This window comes from Psychroserpens sp. AS72 (assembly GCF_038900375.1).
Classification (GTDB): Bacteria; Bacteroidota; Bacteroidia; order Flavobacteriales; family Flavobacteriaceae; genus Psychroserpens.
On the sequence record NZ_JBBMRC010000013.1, the window covers coordinates 80,580 to 97,784 of the forward strand.

The 17,205-nt window shown below is 31.9% G+C and carries 14 protein-coding genes and 1 tRNA gene; 6 read left to right on the plus strand and 9 right to left on the minus strand.

Annotated features, from left to right (window positions below; all coding sequences use genetic code 11):
* Nucleotides 1-119: 119 nt before the first annotated feature.
* A complete protein-coding gene (locus WNY78_RS17515) occupies nucleotides 120-2,267 on the minus strand; it encodes a S46 family peptidase (protein ID WP_342874522.1) in 2,148 nt (715 codons plus the stop codon).
* A gap of 220 nt (nucleotides 2,268-2,487) precedes the next feature.
* Here WNY78_RS17515 and WNY78_RS17520 point away from each other — a divergent pair, with 220 nt between their 5' ends.
* From WNY78_RS17520 to WNY78_RS17540, 5 genes are all read left to right on the plus strand, one after another.
* Complete coding sequence (locus WNY78_RS17520; RefSeq protein WP_342874523.1) at nucleotides 2,488-3,027, plus strand: ATP-binding protein; 540 nt, start codon at nucleotides 2,488-2,490, stop codon at nucleotides 3,025-3,027.
* Nucleotides 3,028-4,932: a RecQ family ATP-dependent DNA helicase gene (locus WNY78_RS17525; protein ID WP_342874524.1), complete on the plus strand. Its 1,905-nt coding sequence runs from the start codon at nucleotides 3,028-3,030 to the stop codon at nucleotides 4,930-4,932.
* Nucleotides 4,929-5,879 carry a methionyl-tRNA formyltransferase gene (fmt, locus tag WNY78_RS17530; protein WP_342874525.1) on the plus strand — a complete coding sequence of 317 codons (951 nt, stop codon included), beginning with the start codon at nucleotides 4,929-4,931 and terminating at the stop codon, nucleotides 5,877-5,879. Before WNY78_RS17525 ends, fmt begins: the two co-directional genes overlap by 4 nt.
* 195 nt (nucleotides 5,880-6,074) lie before the next feature.
* Entirely contained in the window at nucleotides 6,075-6,347 is a 273-nt protein-coding gene (locus WNY78_RS17535) for an HU family DNA-binding protein (protein ID WP_040281014.1), read from the plus strand.
* Nucleotides 6,348-6,476: 129 nt separating this feature from the next.
* Nucleotides 6,477-7,037, plus strand: coding sequence for a YqgE/AlgH family protein (locus WNY78_RS17540; protein ID WP_342874551.1), 561 nt, complete (start codon nucleotides 6,477-6,479; stop codon nucleotides 7,035-7,037).
* 3 nt (nucleotides 7,038-7,040) lie between these two features.
* On the opposite strand, the gene WNY78_RS17545 is transcribed toward WNY78_RS17540, so the two are convergent.
* Nucleotides 7,041-7,886 (minus strand): aminotransferase class IV, encoded by an 846-nt coding sequence (locus WNY78_RS17545; protein WP_342874526.1) that lies wholly within the window; start codon nucleotides 7,884-7,886, stop codon nucleotides 7,041-7,043.
* Nucleotides 7,887-7,943: 57 nt separating this feature from the next.
* Complete coding sequence (locus tag WNY78_RS17550; protein ID WP_342874527.1) at nucleotides 7,944-8,336, minus strand: START-like domain-containing protein; 393 nt, start codon at nucleotides 8,334-8,336, stop codon at nucleotides 7,944-7,946.
* A 180-nt stretch (nucleotides 8,337-8,516) separates the two neighbouring features.
* On the opposite strand from WNY78_RS17550, the gene WNY78_RS17555 reads away from it, so the two are divergent.
* A tRNA-Met gene (locus WNY78_RS17555) sits at nucleotides 8,517-8,590 on the plus strand.
* Between the two features lie 403 nt (nucleotides 8,591-8,993).
* On the opposite strand, the gene WNY78_RS17560 is transcribed toward WNY78_RS17555, so the two are convergent.
* The 6 genes from WNY78_RS17560 to WNY78_RS17585 are packed head-to-tail and all read right to left on the minus strand — an operon-like array spanning nucleotide 8,994 to nucleotide 17,137.
* Nucleotides 8,994-9,353, minus strand: a complete 360-nt coding sequence (locus tag WNY78_RS17560) for a hypothetical protein (protein WP_342874528.1) — start codon at nucleotides 9,351-9,353, stop codon at nucleotides 8,994-8,996.
* A gap of 32 nt (nucleotides 9,354-9,385) precedes the next feature.
* Nucleotides 9,386-12,256, minus strand: a complete 2,871-nt coding sequence (locus WNY78_RS17565) for a type I restriction endonuclease subunit R (RefSeq protein WP_342874529.1) — start codon at nucleotides 12,254-12,256, stop codon at nucleotides 9,386-9,388.
* Nucleotides 12,253-13,563, minus strand: a complete 1,311-nt coding sequence (locus WNY78_RS17570; protein ID WP_342874530.1) for a PD-(D/E)XK nuclease family protein — start codon at nucleotides 13,561-13,563, stop codon at nucleotides 12,253-12,255. The genes WNY78_RS17565 and WNY78_RS17570 overlap by 4 nt, the downstream gene beginning before the upstream one ends.
* The gene (locus WNY78_RS17575; RefSeq protein WP_342874531.1) at nucleotides 13,560-14,651 is read right to left on the minus strand and encodes a DUF4268 domain-containing protein; all 1,092 of its coding nucleotides are present in this window, start codon (nucleotides 14,649-14,651) and stop codon (nucleotides 13,560-13,562) included. The genes WNY78_RS17570 and WNY78_RS17575 overlap by 4 nt, the downstream gene beginning before the upstream one ends.
* Before the next feature lie 2 nt (nucleotides 14,652-14,653).
* Entirely contained in the window at nucleotides 14,654-15,880 is a 1,227-nt protein-coding gene (locus WNY78_RS17580; protein ID WP_342874532.1) for a pentapeptide repeat-containing protein, read from the minus strand.
* 3 nt (nucleotides 15,881-15,883) lie between these two features.
* Entirely contained in the window at nucleotides 15,884-17,137 is a 1,254-nt protein-coding gene (locus WNY78_RS17585) for a restriction endonuclease subunit S (protein ID WP_342874533.1), read from the minus strand.
* Nucleotides 17,138-17,205 lie beyond the last annotated feature (68 nt).

The following is a 17,205-nucleotide window of genomic DNA, read 5'->3' on the forward strand; positions in this document are numbered from 1 at the left end:
ATAGCAAAAACTGAACCATTTTGGTATTGGCATTCAAAAAATTAACATAAAAAAGCGACCTGAATTTCAGATCGCTTTTTATGAATTTTAATAGTTCCGTAGTAAATATAAATTAACTTTTAGTTCTCAATAATAGTCAACTCATCTACAATATGCTTAGCGTTTGAGTATTTATCAATAAGCCACAATACATATCTAATATCTACATTAATAGTACGTTGTAAGTCTTTATCAAAAATCACATCTCCTGCCATAGCTTCTATGTTTCCATCAAAAGCTAAACCGATAAGTTCTCCTTTACCGTTTACCACTGGCGAACCAGAGTTTCCTCCAGTAATATCATTATCTGTTAAGAAATTAACTGGCAATTGTCCACGTTCGTTAGCGTAACGACCATAATCTTTCTTTTCATAGATGTCTAGCATGCTTTGATCTAAATCAAACTCAGGATCTTTTGGCTTGTACTTTTTGATCATTCCTTGAAACGTGGTATAGTTATTTTCGTTAGCATCGTTTCTTTTATCTGCTGGTAAAGCTCTCACTTTTCCGTAAGATAAACGTAATGTAGAATTAGCATCTGGATATTTAATATCGCTTAATCCAGACTCACGTAATCCTTGAACTAATAATCTATAAGATTTTTCAAAATCGTTTTCTGGTTGCTCTAAACTTTCTGGACTCTCTCTATACTTATCTAATAACTGTGTAGATAATTGTAATAGTGGATCACTATCTAAAATTGCTTGATCTGGATATTGTAAATATGCTTCTACACCTTCTTGAGAGGTAAACATACTCAACTCAAAAATAGCTTTAGTATATGCAGTAAAATCGTTGTTATTACTCTGTCCAACTGTTGCAACTAACTCAGGCAACGGATAATTAGATTTTGATGCTAATAAACCCAATTGTTTAGCAAATACTTCTTCTTCTAGAGGTAAATAAAAGTCTTTATAAGAATCTGCTATAACAGCTTGTAATCTTGGCAACATATTTTTACGTTCTGCCTCATTTGCTCCTGTATATTGTTTTAATGCAGACCCAAGTCTATAAGGCAAAACAGAAAATTTACTTGCACGCAACATCCCTAATAAATAGTTTCTTTGCTTTACTTTTTCGTTTGTTAAGCTATAATAACTATTGATGTTTTCAATCACATTTCCGTAGGCATCTTTATTCGCTTTTTTCTTTGCCCATTTCTGAAATTTATCTTCAGTCTTAGTCTTTTTTTCTACCGTTTTATGCTGTGTTAATGCTGTTATCATACCAGCTCTATTTTTCCAATAGTTTGCAATTCCTGCATATGCAGATGCGTACATTAACCTTACTTCGTCACTTTCATCCATGTATTTTTTCATGACATCCATGCTTAATCTTGAGCCTTCAACCCAAGCAGGATATGCATATTTTACATTTTGCTCCACACCTTGAGCTGGCATCCAACGATTTGTTCTCCCAGGATATCCCAAAATCATAGCAAAGTCGTTTTCTTTAACACCATTTATATTAACTGGTAAATGATATTTTGCTTTTAAAGGCACGTTATTAGTTGAATATTCTGCTGGTTGACCATTTTCATCTGCATAGACTCTAAACAATGAAAAATCTCCAGTATGTCTTGGCCATTCCCAATTGTCTGTGTCTCCACCATATTTACCAACATTTTCTGGAGGTGTTCCTACCAAACGAACATCGGTATAATCTTCATAAACAAAGTAGTAATATTCATTTCCTTGATAAAACGGACGCACAGAAACAGTGTATTTTCCACCTTCATTATTTTCTTGTTCAATTTTAGCAATTTCCTTGTTGATTATTGCTTCACGTTCTTTCTCGCTCATATCATTATTTACGAGCGATAAAATACGTTTAGACACGTCATCCATTCTCACAAAAAAGCGAACATATAAGCTTTCTGGCTTCATTTCGTCTTCTCTAGAAGCTGCCCAATAACCATTTTTTAAGTGATTTTGTTCTGCTGTAGACAACTCTGCAATGGCACTATAACCACAGTGATGGTTTGTCAACACTAAACCGCTATCAGACACAATACTAGCAGTACAACCACCATTAAATTGCACAATAGCATCTTTTAAACTTTGATTATTTATACTGTAAATTTCTTCGGGTGTTAACTGTAAACCCATGGCTTGCATATCGCGATGATTTAAGCGCTCAATGTGCATTAAAAACCACATACCTTCATTAGCCATTGCTGATGACAATGTGAAAATAAAAGCAAAAATTGTAAGGATTAATCTCTTCATATTATATTGTTTTTTTAGAGCTATAAAAGTAAGACTTTTTATATTCTTTTTATGACTTCGGAAATGTTAAAACTAGAATAATTGTAAGTTATAATTTGTTTAGCAAACTCTAAATAGATGAACAATTAAGAAACGAAATCACCCTATTCTATTTTTAAAAACCTTATTATTTCCCACTTACAAAGGTATTCGTTAATTTTACAGCCTAAACATTGCCAAATTGAACACACAAAAAATTGTTATTACTGGTGGACCAGGAACAGGAAAATCATCTATTATAAACGAATTAATTTCTAGAGACTTTACATGTTTTGAGGAAGTCTCAAGACAAGTGACGCTAGACGCTAGAAAAAATGGCGTGGAACAACTCTTTTTAACTGAACCATTACTTTTTAGTGAATTGCTTTTAAAAGCAAGAACACAACAATATGAAGCTACAAAAACTAGTGATAAAAACATCGTATTTATTGATAGAGGCTTGCCAGATGTTTTAGCATATATGGATTATGTAAAAAGCGATTACCCTCAACATTTTACAGACACTTGTAAAGCGCATGTTTATGACAAAGTGTTTGTTTTAGCACCTTGGCAAGAGATCTTTGTGAGTGATAGTGAACGTTATGAAAATTTTGATCAAGCCGTAGAAATACATCATTCACTATTAGACACTTACAAACGTTTTGGGTACAACTTAATTGATGTGCCTTTTGATAGTATTTCTAGCAGAGCAGATTTTATTTTAGACCATTTTAATCTATAGATGGCTCATCCCATAAACATATTAGAACAGTACTGGAATCACACATCTTTTAGGCCTTATCAAGAAGACATAATCAATTCGGTTTTAGAGAATAATGACACCTTTGCGTTGCTGCCAACAGGTGGTGGGAAATCTATATGTTTTCAAATTCCTGCGCTCATAAAAGATGGGATTTGCATAGTCGTTTCGCCTTTGGTTGCCTTAATGAAAGATCAGGTTAATAGCCTCAAAGAAAAAGGGATCAAAGCCATGGCGATTACTAGTGGAATTAAATATAGTGAGCTAGACACACTTCTTGATAATTGTATCTACGGAAATTATAAGTTTTTATACCTCTCGCCAGAACGATTACAACAAGACATCGTCAAGCAACGTATTGAGCAAATGAACGTTAATCTCATCGCAGTTGATGAAGCGCATTGCATTAGTCAATGGGGAAATGATTTTAGACCAGCGTATAAAAACATTACCATTTTAAGACAACTCCAACCTCATGTTAATGTCATTGCTCTTACTGCAACAGCAAAGCCAGAGGTTATAGAAGAAACTATAAAAGAACTAGATTTCATTGCTCCTAAAATCTTTAAAGCCTCTTTTACAAGACCAAATATCTCTTACCAAGTGTTGCATAGTGAAGATAAAATCTATGACTTAGAGCAACAGTTAATAAAACATAAAGGCTCATCTATAATATATGTACGAAGTCGTAAGATGAGTATCGAAATTCATAATATATTAGAGAAGAAAGGTTTTAGTTCTACTTTTTTTCATGGTGGCATTCCAACAAAGGATAAAACTGAACGTCTCTATCAATGGATGAATAACCAAAAAGAGATTATGGTAGCCACAACTGCTTTTGGTATGGGAATTGATAAACCAGATGTAAAAACTGTTATACATATTAATTTACCCGAAAGTCTAGAGAGCTACTACCAAGAAGCTGGTCGTGCTGGACGAAACAATGAAAATGCTTATGCTGTTTTGCTCACTAACAAATCTGATGAGCAGGCTTTAAAAAATCAGTTTATTAAAAGTTTACCAACTATTGAAGAACTGAAATTGGTCTATAGAAAATTATGCAACTTTTTTCAGATTTCATATGGAGAAGGCGAACAAACAACACATCAGTTTAGTTTTAGTGATTTTTGCAATGCGTATCAATTTAAAAGTTCAAAAACATTTAATGCGCTTCAATTGTTAGATCGAAATAGTGTTATTAAATTATCTCAACAATTTAATTACAAAACGAAGCTTCAGTTTATTGTGAGTAATAACAGTATGTTTTCTTATTTGGAAACGCATTCACAATATAATATAGTGGTTAAAACTATATTGAGAACCTATGGTGGGATTTTTGAACATCAGCTAGCGATTAACTTAACCTTGATAGCAGATAAATCTTCTGTTCCAGAAAAACAAATCATCGCTATTTTACATCAGCTACATAAAGATGGTATTGTAGATTTCTTGTTTTCAAATACAGATTCTGAAGTATTATTTCTTCAACCAAGAGAAGATGATAAAACAATTAATAGAATAGCGAATGTTGTAGAACACCAACAGCAATTGAAACGTAAACAAATTGATGCTGTATTACAATACATTGACAACGATGATATCTGTAGAAACAGACAATTACTACATTATTTTGGTGAGATATCATATACAAATTGTGGGATTTGCTCAGTGTGTGTGAATGGTAAAATTTCCGAAGAAAAAAGAGATATTAAAACAGTGACAACCCAAGTCATTTTGGCCTTAGAAAAACACCCAATGAGTTCTAGACAATTGGTAGAACAATTACCGTTTGAAAAAGAGGTAATTATTGAGACATTACAAACACTTATTGAGCATAACGCTATAGAATTGACGGTTGGTAACAGCTATAAAATAAAAAAGACATGAGAGATCCTTTGAAAATTATATTTATGGGCACACCAGATTTTGCGGTTGCCACTTTAAAAACATTAGTTGATAGTGATTATGATGTGGTTGGTGTGATTACTGCTCCTGATAAACCTGCAGGTCGCGGACGAAAATTAAACGAATCTGCTGTAAAAAAATATGCTGTGGCAGAAGGCTTAACTATTTTACAACCAACAAATCTTAAACATCCAGATTTTATAAAAGAGTTAGCAGCTTTAGGCGCAAATCTTCAAATTATTGTCGCTTTTAGAATGCTACCAGAAGTGGTTTGGAACATGCCCAAATACGGGACTTTTAATTTACACGCGTCTCTCCTACCTAATTATAGAGGTGCAGCTCCAATTCATTGGGCAATTATAAATGGTGAAAAAGTAACAGGAGTAACCACGTTTTTTATTGATGAAAAGATTGATACAGGAGCTATCATTTTACAAGAAGCCATTGCAGTTTCAGATACTGAAACGGTTGGAACGCTTCATGACAAATTAATGCATCTAGGAAGTGCGTTAGTTATAAAGACTGTAGATTTAATACAAAAAGGTGACATTAAAACGACTATACAGCCAAAAACAGAAGATTTAAGAACAGCTTACAAGCTTAATAAAGACAATTGTAAAATTGACTGGACTTTAGATTTAGACACCATATATAATAAGATAAGAGGTTTAAATCCGTTTCCTGCAGCTTGGTGTTATTTGGAAAACGGTGAAGAGCAACTCAGCATCAAAATTTTTGGTATAGAAAAAGAAGTTATAGATCATCAACTAGATGCTGGAACATTAGACATTTCTAAACATGAGTTAAAAGTTGCTGTTAGAGGTGGTTATATAACAATTAAAGAAATTCAGCTTCCTGGAAAGCGAAAAATGGATGTAAAATCATTACTTAATGGTTATGATTTTAACAAAAATGCTAAAATGCTCTAAAACCCTTATAGACATTGATATAATGAAAAATCCGATGAAATGCATTCCTTTATTAACAAATAGTCTAAGTTATCAACAAATAACCGCATTTCCCTTGCTATTACTTGCGTACATGGATTTTACGTATAATTTTGTGTACGGATTAACATTTAAGTTTAACCCAACTATTTTTTTAACAATTTAAAATATAATTTTATGAACAAAACAGATTTAATCAACGGAATGGCTGAAAACGCTGGAATTACAAAAGCAGCAGCTAAAAAAGCATTAGATTCATTATTAGTTGATATCGAAGGATCTTTACAAAAAGGTAACAGAGTTTCTTTAGTAGGATTTGGTTCTTGGTCAGTTTCTAGAAGATCTGCAAGAGAAGGAAGAAACCCTCAAACAGGAAAAACGATTCAGATCAAAGCGAAAAACGTAGTAAAGTTTAAAGCTGGTTCTGATTTAAGTGGTGCTGTAAACTAGTATTTCTTAAAATAGATTATAAAAAGCTCACTTTTAAGTGGGCTTTTTTGTTTTACAACACTACATAATAGCACATTTTGTAGGTTATTAACAAAATATGTTTTAGATTTAGTATAGAAATCATATATGATGATTACATCCAAGCCCAAAAAAGGACATCTTTTAATTGCCGAACCTTCTATTATAGGCGACATATCATTTAATAGGTCTGTTATTTTATTGGCCGATTATAATGAAGAAGGCTCTATTGGTTTTATTTTAAATAAACCTTTAGACTACACACTTAATGACTTAATTCCAGAAACAGAAGCCAACTTCAAAGTTCATAATGGTGGTCCTGTAGAACAAGACAACTTATACTTTATTCATCAAGTACCAGAACTCATTCCTGATAGTATAGAAATTTCTAATGGTGTATTTTGGGGAGGAGACTTTGAAATTGTTTTACAATTACTAAAAAACAAAAGCCTAAAAAACTCAGATATTCGATTTTTTCTTGGCTATTCTGGTTGGGAACCAAAACAACTGGACAATGAATTAGAATCCAACGCATGGATTGTTTCAGAAAATGTTGATAAAAATGAGCTTATCGAGAAATGCTGTGGCACGTTTTGGAGAGAAAAAATGTTAGAACTTGGAGGCGATTATTCGCTTTGGTCTAATGCTCCTGAGAATCCTAGCTATAATTAAAGGTTAACTCAACCTCAACTTCGTATTTAAACGTTTCAATATATCTTCGGAAATTTTAGTATTAAATTCCTTTTTGCGATATTTTAAAATCGGCTGAATCCCAACAATTACATTCGTTATAAATAATTCATCTGCTTTTTGAAGCTCAAAAGGTGAGATAGATGCTTCTTCAATTGTATAATCTCCAGAATTAGCAATCACTTCAATAATTTGTTTTCTCATGATACCATTAAGGCAACCATCTGCAATAGGAGGTGTTTTTATCTGCTCACCAGACACTAGAAATATATTTCCGTTTAGGGCTTCAACGACATTTTTATTGGTATTTAATAAAAGGCAGTTTGCAAATAAGTTCTCTTCTGCATAAATACTACCCAATACATTTATCGCTTTATTATTGGTTTTTAATGTGGATAATAAACCTGGAGCAACAAAATAATCTTTGTATAAGTCTACTAAGTACTGCTCTGTTTTTGGAATGGTATAAAAATCATTATCTGATTTTTCAACACTAATAGAGTAGTTGATATCTTTTGTCTTCGGAAGGTACTTTCCAGCTTCACCTCTATCAACATTTAATCGAACTCTGGCTGTTGATTTTGCCATTCCGTTGACATTAATCGTTTTTAAGATGTCTTGTTCAAGAAATTCCATGGTGAAGTTCATTGGAATTTCCATTCGCATGATTCGCATAGAAGACATCAATCTGAAATAATGATCTTCCCAAAATAATATTTTACCGTGAACTACTTTTAGGGTTTCAAATAAAGCATCACCATATTTATAACCTCTATTTTCCGAAGAAATAAAAGGTGTGTTTTCAATCAGTTCACCATTAAGATTTATCATAAAAAAAGTCTCGATTTTTAGTCGAGACAAATATAAAATTTATAAAAGATAATGCTTCTAAGCAGAACCTAAAACTTGCTTCAAACTTGAAATTTGATTAGCCCAAAGCATTTTTGCCTCTTCAATTTCATCATCCTCTGCATAATCGGTTACAATTATAGAGACGTCTTTAGTAATTTCATCGACTTGTATTTTTATTTCAAAATAGGTAGATGAACCATCTTCGTCGTCAGTCATCCATCTAAATTTAATACGTTCTCCGCTTTTTTTGCTTAATAGTTTTGCTGTTTCTTCACTACCATCCCAAATAAATGTAAAAAACTCTCCTCGAGAATTTACATTATCTGCAAACCATTCAGACAAGCCTGAAGGTGTTGATATATATTGATATAAAAGTTGAGGCGATGCATGTATTACGAACTCCATCTCAATTTTAACTTTGTCTTCCATAGGTATAATATTATGTTGTCAATATATACATTAATTGTTGAGTTTTATACAAAATACGAAAAAAAATATTTTGCGCATTTAATGTTTGCACACAATAATATTGTTTTTATATTTGCACTCTCAAAATGGCGAGGTAGCTCTCCCGATAACGATCGGGAGGTTAGAGCGCAGATAAATAATGGCGAGGTAGCTCAGTTGGTTAGAGCGTTGGATTCATAACCCAGAGGTCACGAGTTCAAATCTCGTTCTCGCTACAGCAGAGAAACCCAGAACTAATGTTCTGGGTTTTTTTATGCGTTGCGCTGAAGCTAGCTTCAAAGCGCATAAGCATAAAAAAATCCAACAACAAAACGTAGTTTTGTGGGTTTCTCTATTGTATAGCTCTCCTAGCGAAGATTCACCAAAGGTAAATCAAAGCTCATTTCAAAGCGATATAGCATAAAACAGGCTATTGAAATGCGTTAGTATTAAAGACTTTCACTTTTATACAGCTCTCCTAGCGAAGATTCACCAAAGGTAAATCAAAGCTCGTTTTAAAAGGAAATAGTAAAAAAAGGTATTGAATTGCGCTAACATTAAAGACTTTCACTTTTATACAGTTTTCCCAGCTAAGCGAATTAAGAACAGATTACTATAACATTATGCTGACGCTAAACATTAATTAACAAACTCTTGTTGTGTACCAATCCTGAAACAACACTCAGTGCCTAAAAACAACGGATTACCATGTTTCTCAGACCAAAACCCTTCTAAAACACCATTGGTCATACATTTATATACAACGACGCCTTTATAAACAATGGCATCATCTCCTCTATAATTAAAATTAATGACCAATATATTATCTTTAAAAAAGCCAGTACCTAATTGTTCTTGGTTATTGTTGATTAACCATTTGGCAATTATTCTATTGTTCTCGTCTAGTGTTAATTCTAAAGTACCTTTGTAGATTGCTTGGTCTGAATCTTGATTGCTTCCTGTGATGTTGTAGGTTCCTGGGAGTTGGGTTAGTGTCATTTTGGGTATGTATTTTAATAAACTGACTTCATTTATGCTGTCATCCCTTCAACAAATACTTGAACAAACTCCTTCATTTTATCAAGAATACGTTCTCCTATTTCTCTTGCTTTTAAAATACTTGGTCTATTGTCTAGACATTTAAAAACCTCATCTCGTAAAGGTTCTCGACCAGAATAGGTATAACTTTCTATTAAAGCTTGAAATTGTTTTTGGTCTAATTGTTCTTCATCACACATTTTAGATAATGCTAATACTTTTTCTTCGTGCCAAAATCGTTCAAACTCATCTTGTATAGCATCCACATCATTAATATGTGGTAAGTTTTCTTCAATAAATTTCTCTATCAATTCACGTTTACTACGTAATTGTATATCTCCAGACAACATATCTATAATTGCCTTTTTCTGTGCTTTTGCATCGGCTGATTTAGAATGTTTTAGTTTGGCTAATAGCTGTAAAATGTAAGCTACATTTATTTGGTCACGATGGATTAACTCTAATTCAAAATCGATATCATCAAGAATAGACGTTTTATGCTTCTCTCTATCGTTTTTAACCTTATCATGTAAATCTAAATACTTGCTTTTGTAATCTTCAAAAGTTTGCTCGTCAATACCCAAATCTTCCCAATCAAAATCTGTGTAAGATTCTAATACATTTTTAGCACGCAATAAACGTCTAAAAGCTTCTATAAACAGTAACTCTTCGGTTTCACTTGGCAATGTATCTACACTCTGAAACGTTGGCACAATCTCTAATAGATTTTTTAAAGCGTCATCAAACTTTTCTGCAATGGTTTCGTAAGGTGGTAAAATAATATCTTCTATCGCATCTTTATTTGAAAACAACGTTATTGCTTCGTCTGTAGCTTTTTTAAGGTTTCTAAAACACAAAATGTTTCCTTGTGATTTCTGCTCACCTAAAATTCTATTCGTTCTAGAATAGGCTTGTATTAAACCATGATACTTTAAATTTTTATCAACATAAAGTGTGTTTACTTTTTTAGCATCAAAACCTGTTAGCATCATGTTTACTACAATCACAATATCTAATCTATCTTTATCTTGAAAGGTTGTTTTTTCACGTTCTTTTAAACGCTTACTTATGTCTTTAAAATAGTTTTCAAACTGCTGACTATCTTTAGTTGAAAAACTAGTATTATACATTTTGTTATAATCCGAAATATAAGCATCTAACTTTTCTCTTGTATGACTTGTTTTATAAGCTAAATTTGGTTCTGCTGCTTGTGGCAATTGGTCTCCTGGAATATAATCCTGTGCATCTTCGTCATCCTCATTAGTTCCGTAAGAAAAAATGGTTGCAATACGTAAATCGTGTTCTCCTGCTTCTTTTTTACGTTTGAAGATATCGTAATACTTAATTAGGGTATCAATATTACTCACTGCAAACAAAGCCGAATAGTCTTTATTAAAGGTTTTCTGATTGTGATACGCAATCATATAATCTGCAATCTTTTCTAAACGTTTTTCGTCAGCAAAAACCTCAGCAGTATTAATATCTTCAACTTCTATGTCTATTAACGTATTTCCTTTTTGTTTGTATTTACCAACATACTCAATCCCGAAACGTAATACGTTTTGATCTTTAATAGCATCTGTAATCACATATTTGTGCATACAACTACCAAACAAATCTTTTGTGGTACGTTTTCCTAAATGATTTTTTGAAGCATTATCCTTAAAAATTGGAGTTCCAGTAAAACCAAAAAGCTGACTGTTTTTAAAATATTTGGTTATCTCTTTATGTGTATCTCCAAACTGACTTCTATGACACTCATCAAAAATAAAGACTACTTTTTTATCTTGTAAATGGGTTAGGCTTTTCTCATAATTAGCTTTAGAAATCGCATTGTTTAATTTTTGTATTGTGGTTAACACCAATTTAGAATTGTCTTTTAACTGCCTTACCAAAGATTGTGTATTGTCTGTAACGTCTACACTGTCTTTTTTAAAGCTATTAAACTCCAACATGGTTTGGTAGTCTAAATCCTTTCTGTCTACTACAAACACCACTTTATGTACATTTGGCAAGTTCATAATAATCTGACTTGCTTTAAAAGACGTCAACGTTTTACCAGAACCTGTAGTGTGCCAGATATAACCGTTATCGTTACTTGTAGCGACTTGATTTACTAACTTCTCTGTTGCATAAAACTGATATGGACGTAAGACCATTAGTATTTTATGCGTTTCGTTATGCACCACATATTGCGCAATCATTTTACCCAAATGGTTTGGCTTTAAAAATGAATTGGCAAACTCGGTTAAATCGGTAATATTTTTATTGTTTACATCTGCCCAAAAGAAGGTTTGCTTTACAGACTGCAACTTATTATTGGCTAAATATTTAGTGTTTACACCATTACTAATAACAAACAATTGTACATACTGAAATAAACCATGATTAGACCAAAATGAATGACGTTGATAACGATTAATCTGGTTAAAGGCTTCTTTAATTTCTAAACCACGACGTTTTAATTCTATTTGTACTAATGGCAAACCGTTTACTAACAACGTAACATCATAGCGGTTTTTGTAGGTGCCTTCTTGAGTGATTTGATTGGTGACTTGAAATAAATTGCTTGTCCAATACTCATTATTAAAAAAGCGTACATAAAAACTATCGCCATTGTCTCTAGTAATATTAAATCGATCACGTAGCGTTTTAGCTTTTTCAAATACATTGCCTTTTGCTAAATGGTTTAAAATAGTATCAAACTCTTTAGTAGAAAACACCGTTTTATTAAACCCTTCTAATTGTGCTTTTAAATTAGACACTAAAGCATTGCCATCTGGTATTTTTACCAATTGGTAATCTAAACCAACGAGTTGCTGGATAAGGTTGTATTCTAGGATGGCTTCAGGTTGTTTGGTCATATTTTTTTATCCTTAACAATATCAACATTTTTTAAAATATAGATGTTAGTTTTTTCTATAAATTCAACTATTTGATTAAAGACTTCATCAACTAAGTTTTTATATAAACTAGATTCTTGATTATATAATGCTTTAAGGAGCTTAACAGAATTTAAATGCAAGTTATTACCTTTAGCTGTTTTAAGCCAATGCACATGTTGCCATACATCATTGAGTATTGTAGGGTTTTCAATAGCCTCACATTTTGCCTTATCGTGTCCATATAGTCCAACAAACATTCTACCACTGTCATGACCGTTGCTTCTCCCACTAAAAGGCTCAACACAATAACTAAAAGGAATATCTTTTCGGTCTTTGAAATGAATCCAAATCTTTGAATAAACATGATAAATTGATAAATCACTTTTTACACTATATATCTTTGAGCCAAGATAATCTTGCAATCTTAAAACTAGGTCTTCTCTAAATCCCTCACGTATATCATTAACGACACTTGGATAATTATCAGCAATAAACTTAGACTCTTCTAAATTATTTACTATAGTATCTTTTAATGCTTTTTGCTCCTGTTTATTCAAAATATGTGTTAGCTTTTTTATTAATAAAATATATTGATTTATTGATTCTCGAAGTCCTGTGAAATTTGGAACCTCTTTAAGGCATAACTCTAACCAATCAATAATATCATCTCTGTAACTAATATTATAAAAATCTTTATCAGCTTCTAAATTTAGACTACTGTATTCTGTAGGATTATCTCCTTTAAGTGTTAAATAGTACACTGTATTCCTATGTGTTTCGTGATTACAATAACGCTGAATTTGTGCCTCTTGATCATCTGCATGAATTTTATTTTCTATACTTATAATATTTTCGTTCTTATCTTTTAAATAAATATCTATTCGTCCACCAGTAGCTTTACTTGGGTCTTCATCTGGCTTATTATGTAAGTCGATAGATCCAACACTATGTTCTACTTTGACAAATGCTTTGCTTGTATTAAATTTTCTTTCATCTTCAGGTTCAAACTTATCATTATGTTTAATAGAGTTAAGAAACAACTTCAAAAACACATCATCCATCAAATGAGAACCTTTCGGGTTTAGAAGTTCAGCTAAAAAAGCTGAGTGTGTATTATTTTCTCTTGTTTCAATTTTTAAAACTGAAAATAGATTGAAGTGTTCACCTTTAGCAATTGTTAGTTCATTATTATGTTTTATGATAGTACCTGTCTTAGTTAAAACAGATTTCAAGTCTTTTATATCTATTTTTTCATTATTACTTTCAACCATTACTTTTTCACTCATTTCCTTCTTATTAATTCCATAAACACCGTTCTAAATTTAATGGTCTTATCTGCTAACCATTCTATAGCTTCATCCCAATTATCTCTATCATTAAGTTGAAACTGCCTGTACAATGCAATCGTTTGATCTTTATTATCTGGATTTGGATTCCATACTAATTGAGTACCAATAATGCTTTCAACCTTTTCCTTGTGCTCCTCAAAATACGGTAACCATTCTTCTACATTCTTACCTGAAATGTAAACCCTTATCCCTAATTCATTTTTACTAACATTAAATATATTTGAAAGATGAACACCAGACTTACCCAAAGCCACATCATACCAATATTGTGGTCTTGGTGTTTGTAATTTTTGTATGTCGTCATGTTGTAATAAATGGTCTTTAAATTTCTTCCAAAACTCTAGTTGCGTTTTTTTAGTCTCAGATAACCCTTTTCCTTTTTCTAAATCTTCGCGTTTCTTTTCTTGCGCATCAATCATAAACTCTTCCGTTTCTGGAAGCGGAATGATTTGTTCTATTTGAAGAAATATATTTTCATTTTCGGTAAAAGGTGTTGCTCTAAAACACTGCAATTTTATGTCGTGATCTAGTAACCATAATACAGTAGAAGTCACTTCTTTGCGATAATGATTAGCTACAAAAATAATGCGTTGGTCTCCAGAGTTTAAGTACAATTCTTCATCTTGTTGTTCTAAAAAAACTCTTACAGAACCTTCTGCAATCTCATCTGTTTGGTTTTTACTTAAATAATCTTGAAACAAATTTAAAATTTGCGTAGTGGTTAATGTAGAACAATAAGATGCATACTTTAAAGCTTGCCAAGTGACATCTCTACCAGAATCATCTAACTTGTTTTCAATGATAACAAGGTTTCCTTCTTTGTCTAAAGCCAATAAATCTAAACGCTCATTGGTATCATTAAAGCCACTAAACTCCTTTTGAATAATAAGTAAGTCTTCTCCTAAAACTTCTGGGTTTTTGGCTATCCATTCTTGCAAATGGTCACGCTCTCTAAAACCCAAATCCTTAAATAAGCGTTCTTCAAGTTTTTCTATGTCGTTTGATATGGTGTTTATTTTGTACATAATTATCTATATTTTCTAAAAGCTTGTATAAATTGAAAAATACCATATCCAACAAAAGTTCTTCCAAAAAAATCAAAAAGGTAAAAGCAACTTGTGAGTTTAACTTCTTCTCCCATATAATCAAATTTATGAGTTGGAATTAAATATTGTATAAAATAACCTAAGCCTTTATCAAACTCCCATTCTAAAGGATTGAGTGAAAACTCAAAAGAATCTGTAGCAATTAGAGAAAAATAAAAAAACAACCAACCAAAACCAATTATAAAAGCAAATGCTTTACCATATGAAATCCCATAACTGTTAGAGATTTTGTTCAATTTTAAGTTAATTCTATCCAAAAAATTTGATACATTGTATTTAAGTTTCGCAAATGATTTTTTGAAACTATCCTCTTTTTTATACTCTATATATTTCTGTTTTAATTCTTTTCTAAAAGTCTCTTTTTCTAAATATTTATATTGTAATGATTGTGCAATACTTTTTTTCGATTCAAATTCTGCCTTCAATATCCTATATGTTTCTCTCTGGTTTTTAATTGGAATAACACCTTTTTCTGATACAGCTTTTTCGTATATATCTTCATAAATTTCATCAAACGTTTTCTCTTTACTGCTCTTAAGTTCTTCTCTAGCAGATATCGTTACATCAAAAGCTTCATAAGCTCTAAGCCTAAAATTAAACACACTCAAATCACCAGAAATGATTGCTAACGATAAATCAAAGCCTGCTTCTGCCTTTGTACCTCTCAGAATTAACAATTTATCTATTAAGGCATATGTAAACAAAACACTTTTATTAAAGGTTACTGCAGATAAGACTACAATATCCATAAAGTCTGTTTTGTAAAAAATAGTCTCTTTTTCAAACCTACAACGCCAAAGATCTAAAAGTGCATTAAAAGTGGTATTTCTAAAGTTTACATAGCCTTTAAAATGGCAATTTCTAAATCTCACTTTCCCTTGCATTACAGCATCTTTTGCTATAACATCTTTTTCAAAAATACAGTCCACAAAAGTTAATACACAGTGCTTATTTTCATCGCTTACTATCTTGACATCTTCATTGAAAGTACAATTTTCAAATGTAGTTGATAATGCAACGCTTCCCTGTTGTTTATATTTAAAAGGCGCACTAAATTCTTTAGTAAACATAGTGTCTAGATATGGGTTATCTTTTTTGTAGCCATCTATAAGTATCCCAAAATTATTATTAGTATGCGCTCTCTCCATATCTTAAACAAACATCGACTGCAACAAGCCTTTTTTAAACGCCTGCGTTTTGGTTAATTGCGTTTGTACCGCTTCTATTTTTAAATCTATGGCGCTTAAATAAGTGGCTATTTTTTGTTGTTCTTTTAGGGATGGAAGTTCTAATTTTAAAGTTTTTAATTGACTACTATAAAGATGAACAACCGAAATTCCTTGAGACAACCTTGCAATATCAAATTTCTTTTTATTGTTTAAATAATAAGAAAGAAATACTCCATCAATTTTTGTTCTAATTATATTTAAATCTCCACCAAGAGCAACTCCACTTTTTAAAACACATGATGCAGTTGCTATATCTATTTGTGTTTCTCCTGAAGCAGGAATTATGACATCATTACTTTCACTTAAAACTAAATCTTCAGCTCTGAGATTTGTTTTAGATTTAATATTTGAAATTAACTCAGCATACTCTGTATACAACTCTCCATATCTAATACATTCTAAAGTTCCATTTTCTACTATATCTGCTTTAGAAATATTTCTTCCTTTAAGGAAAGTAGCAACCTCTCCCAAACGCTTCTCTTCCCAATCCGCAAAATCACTACCATCATCAGCTTTAAAGCGCAATTGTTGGCTAAACAGTTGTTGCATCACGCCTTTTTTGTATTTCTCTAAAGCTTCTTTTTTGGTGGTTAGTTGCTGTAGTTTGGTATCTACTTCTGTTAGAAAATTGGCTATTTTTTGTTGTTCTGGGAGGTTGGGAAGATTGATTTTTAATCTGTAAAAGTCACCATGATTTAAATCAGGAATTGTTGAAGTTCCTGCTAATTTCATAATTGTGTGCTGCGTTTTATAATCAGTTAAAAAATAATATAAAAACCATTTATCACAATCTGAATCAAATTTTATCTTAAAAAAATTATTGTGGAAAGCTCCTTTGACTCCTGTAACAACTTGACCTGTATTTCCAGTTCTTGTCATTAAAATATCATCTTCATTACACAATACTGATTCAGTTGGGTTCTTTATAAAATATTTTTTTGTTGAACCTGCTCTTAAAAATTCATTTGTAATATAAAAATGTAATCCTTCTGCTTCTTCCATAAACCTTTCTGCAATAGCAATTTGCAAACCTTGATTTATTTTAGTGAAATCTTTTAGTTTCCTCTCTTCCCATTCCCCTTCAAATTCTTTAAAGCGTAGTTTGGGTACACGTGGTTGAGACTTCTCGGCTGCGCTCGAAGTGACAGTGATATTATGTTTTGTTGTTTTGTTCATTTAGTTTTGTTGCTTCTTTTAAACATTTAGTTAATCATGAGATCCTGAATCAAGTTCAGGATGACAAA

Bases quoted from the DNA above. Each gene is read 5' to 3' on its own strand.
- WNY78_RS17570 (WP_342874530.1), bottom strand. From the start codon at position 13,563: ATGAGTGAAAAAGTAATGGTTGAAAGTAATAATGAAAAAATAGATATA.
- WNY78_RS17540 (WP_342874551.1), top strand. From the start codon at position 6,477: ATGATTACATCCAAGCCCAAAAAAGGACATCTTTTAATTGCCGAACCT.
- WNY78_RS17565 (WP_342874529.1), bottom strand. From the start codon at position 12,256: ATGACCAAACAACCTGAAGCCATCCTAGAATACAACCTTATCCAGCAA.
- WNY78_RS17585 (WP_342874533.1), bottom strand. From the start codon at position 17,137: ATGAACAAAACAACAAAACATAATATCACTGTCACTTCGAGCGCAGCC.
- WNY78_RS17560 (WP_342874528.1), bottom strand. From the start codon at position 9,353: ATGACACTAACCCAACTCCCAGGAACCTACAACATCACAGGAAGCAAT.
- fmt (WP_342874525.1), top strand. From the start codon at position 4,929: ATGAGAGATCCTTTGAAAATTATATTTATGGGCACACCAGATTTTGCG.
- WNY78_RS17545 (WP_342874526.1), bottom strand. From the start codon at position 7,886: ATGATAAATCTTAATGGTGAACTGATTGAAAACACACCTTTTATTTCT.
- WNY78_RS17580 (WP_342874532.1), bottom strand. From the start codon at position 15,880: ATGGAGAGAGCGCATACTAATAATAATTTTGGGATACTTATAGATGGC.
- WNY78_RS17525 (WP_342874524.1), top strand. From the start codon at position 3,028: ATGGCTCATCCCATAAACATATTAGAACAGTACTGGAATCACACATCT.
- WNY78_RS17575 (WP_342874531.1), bottom strand. From the start codon at position 14,651: ATGTACAAAATAAACACCATATCAAACGACATAGAAAAACTTGAAGAA.
- WNY78_RS17515 (WP_342874522.1), bottom strand. From the start codon at position 2,267: ATGAAGAGATTAATCCTTACAATTTTTGCTTTTATTTTCACATTGTCA.
- WNY78_RS17550 (WP_342874527.1), bottom strand. From the start codon at position 8,336: ATGGAAGACAAAGTTAAAATTGAGATGGAGTTCGTAATACATGCATCG.
- WNY78_RS17535 (WP_040281014.1), top strand. From the start codon at position 6,075: ATGAACAAAACAGATTTAATCAACGGAATGGCTGAAAACGCTGGAATT.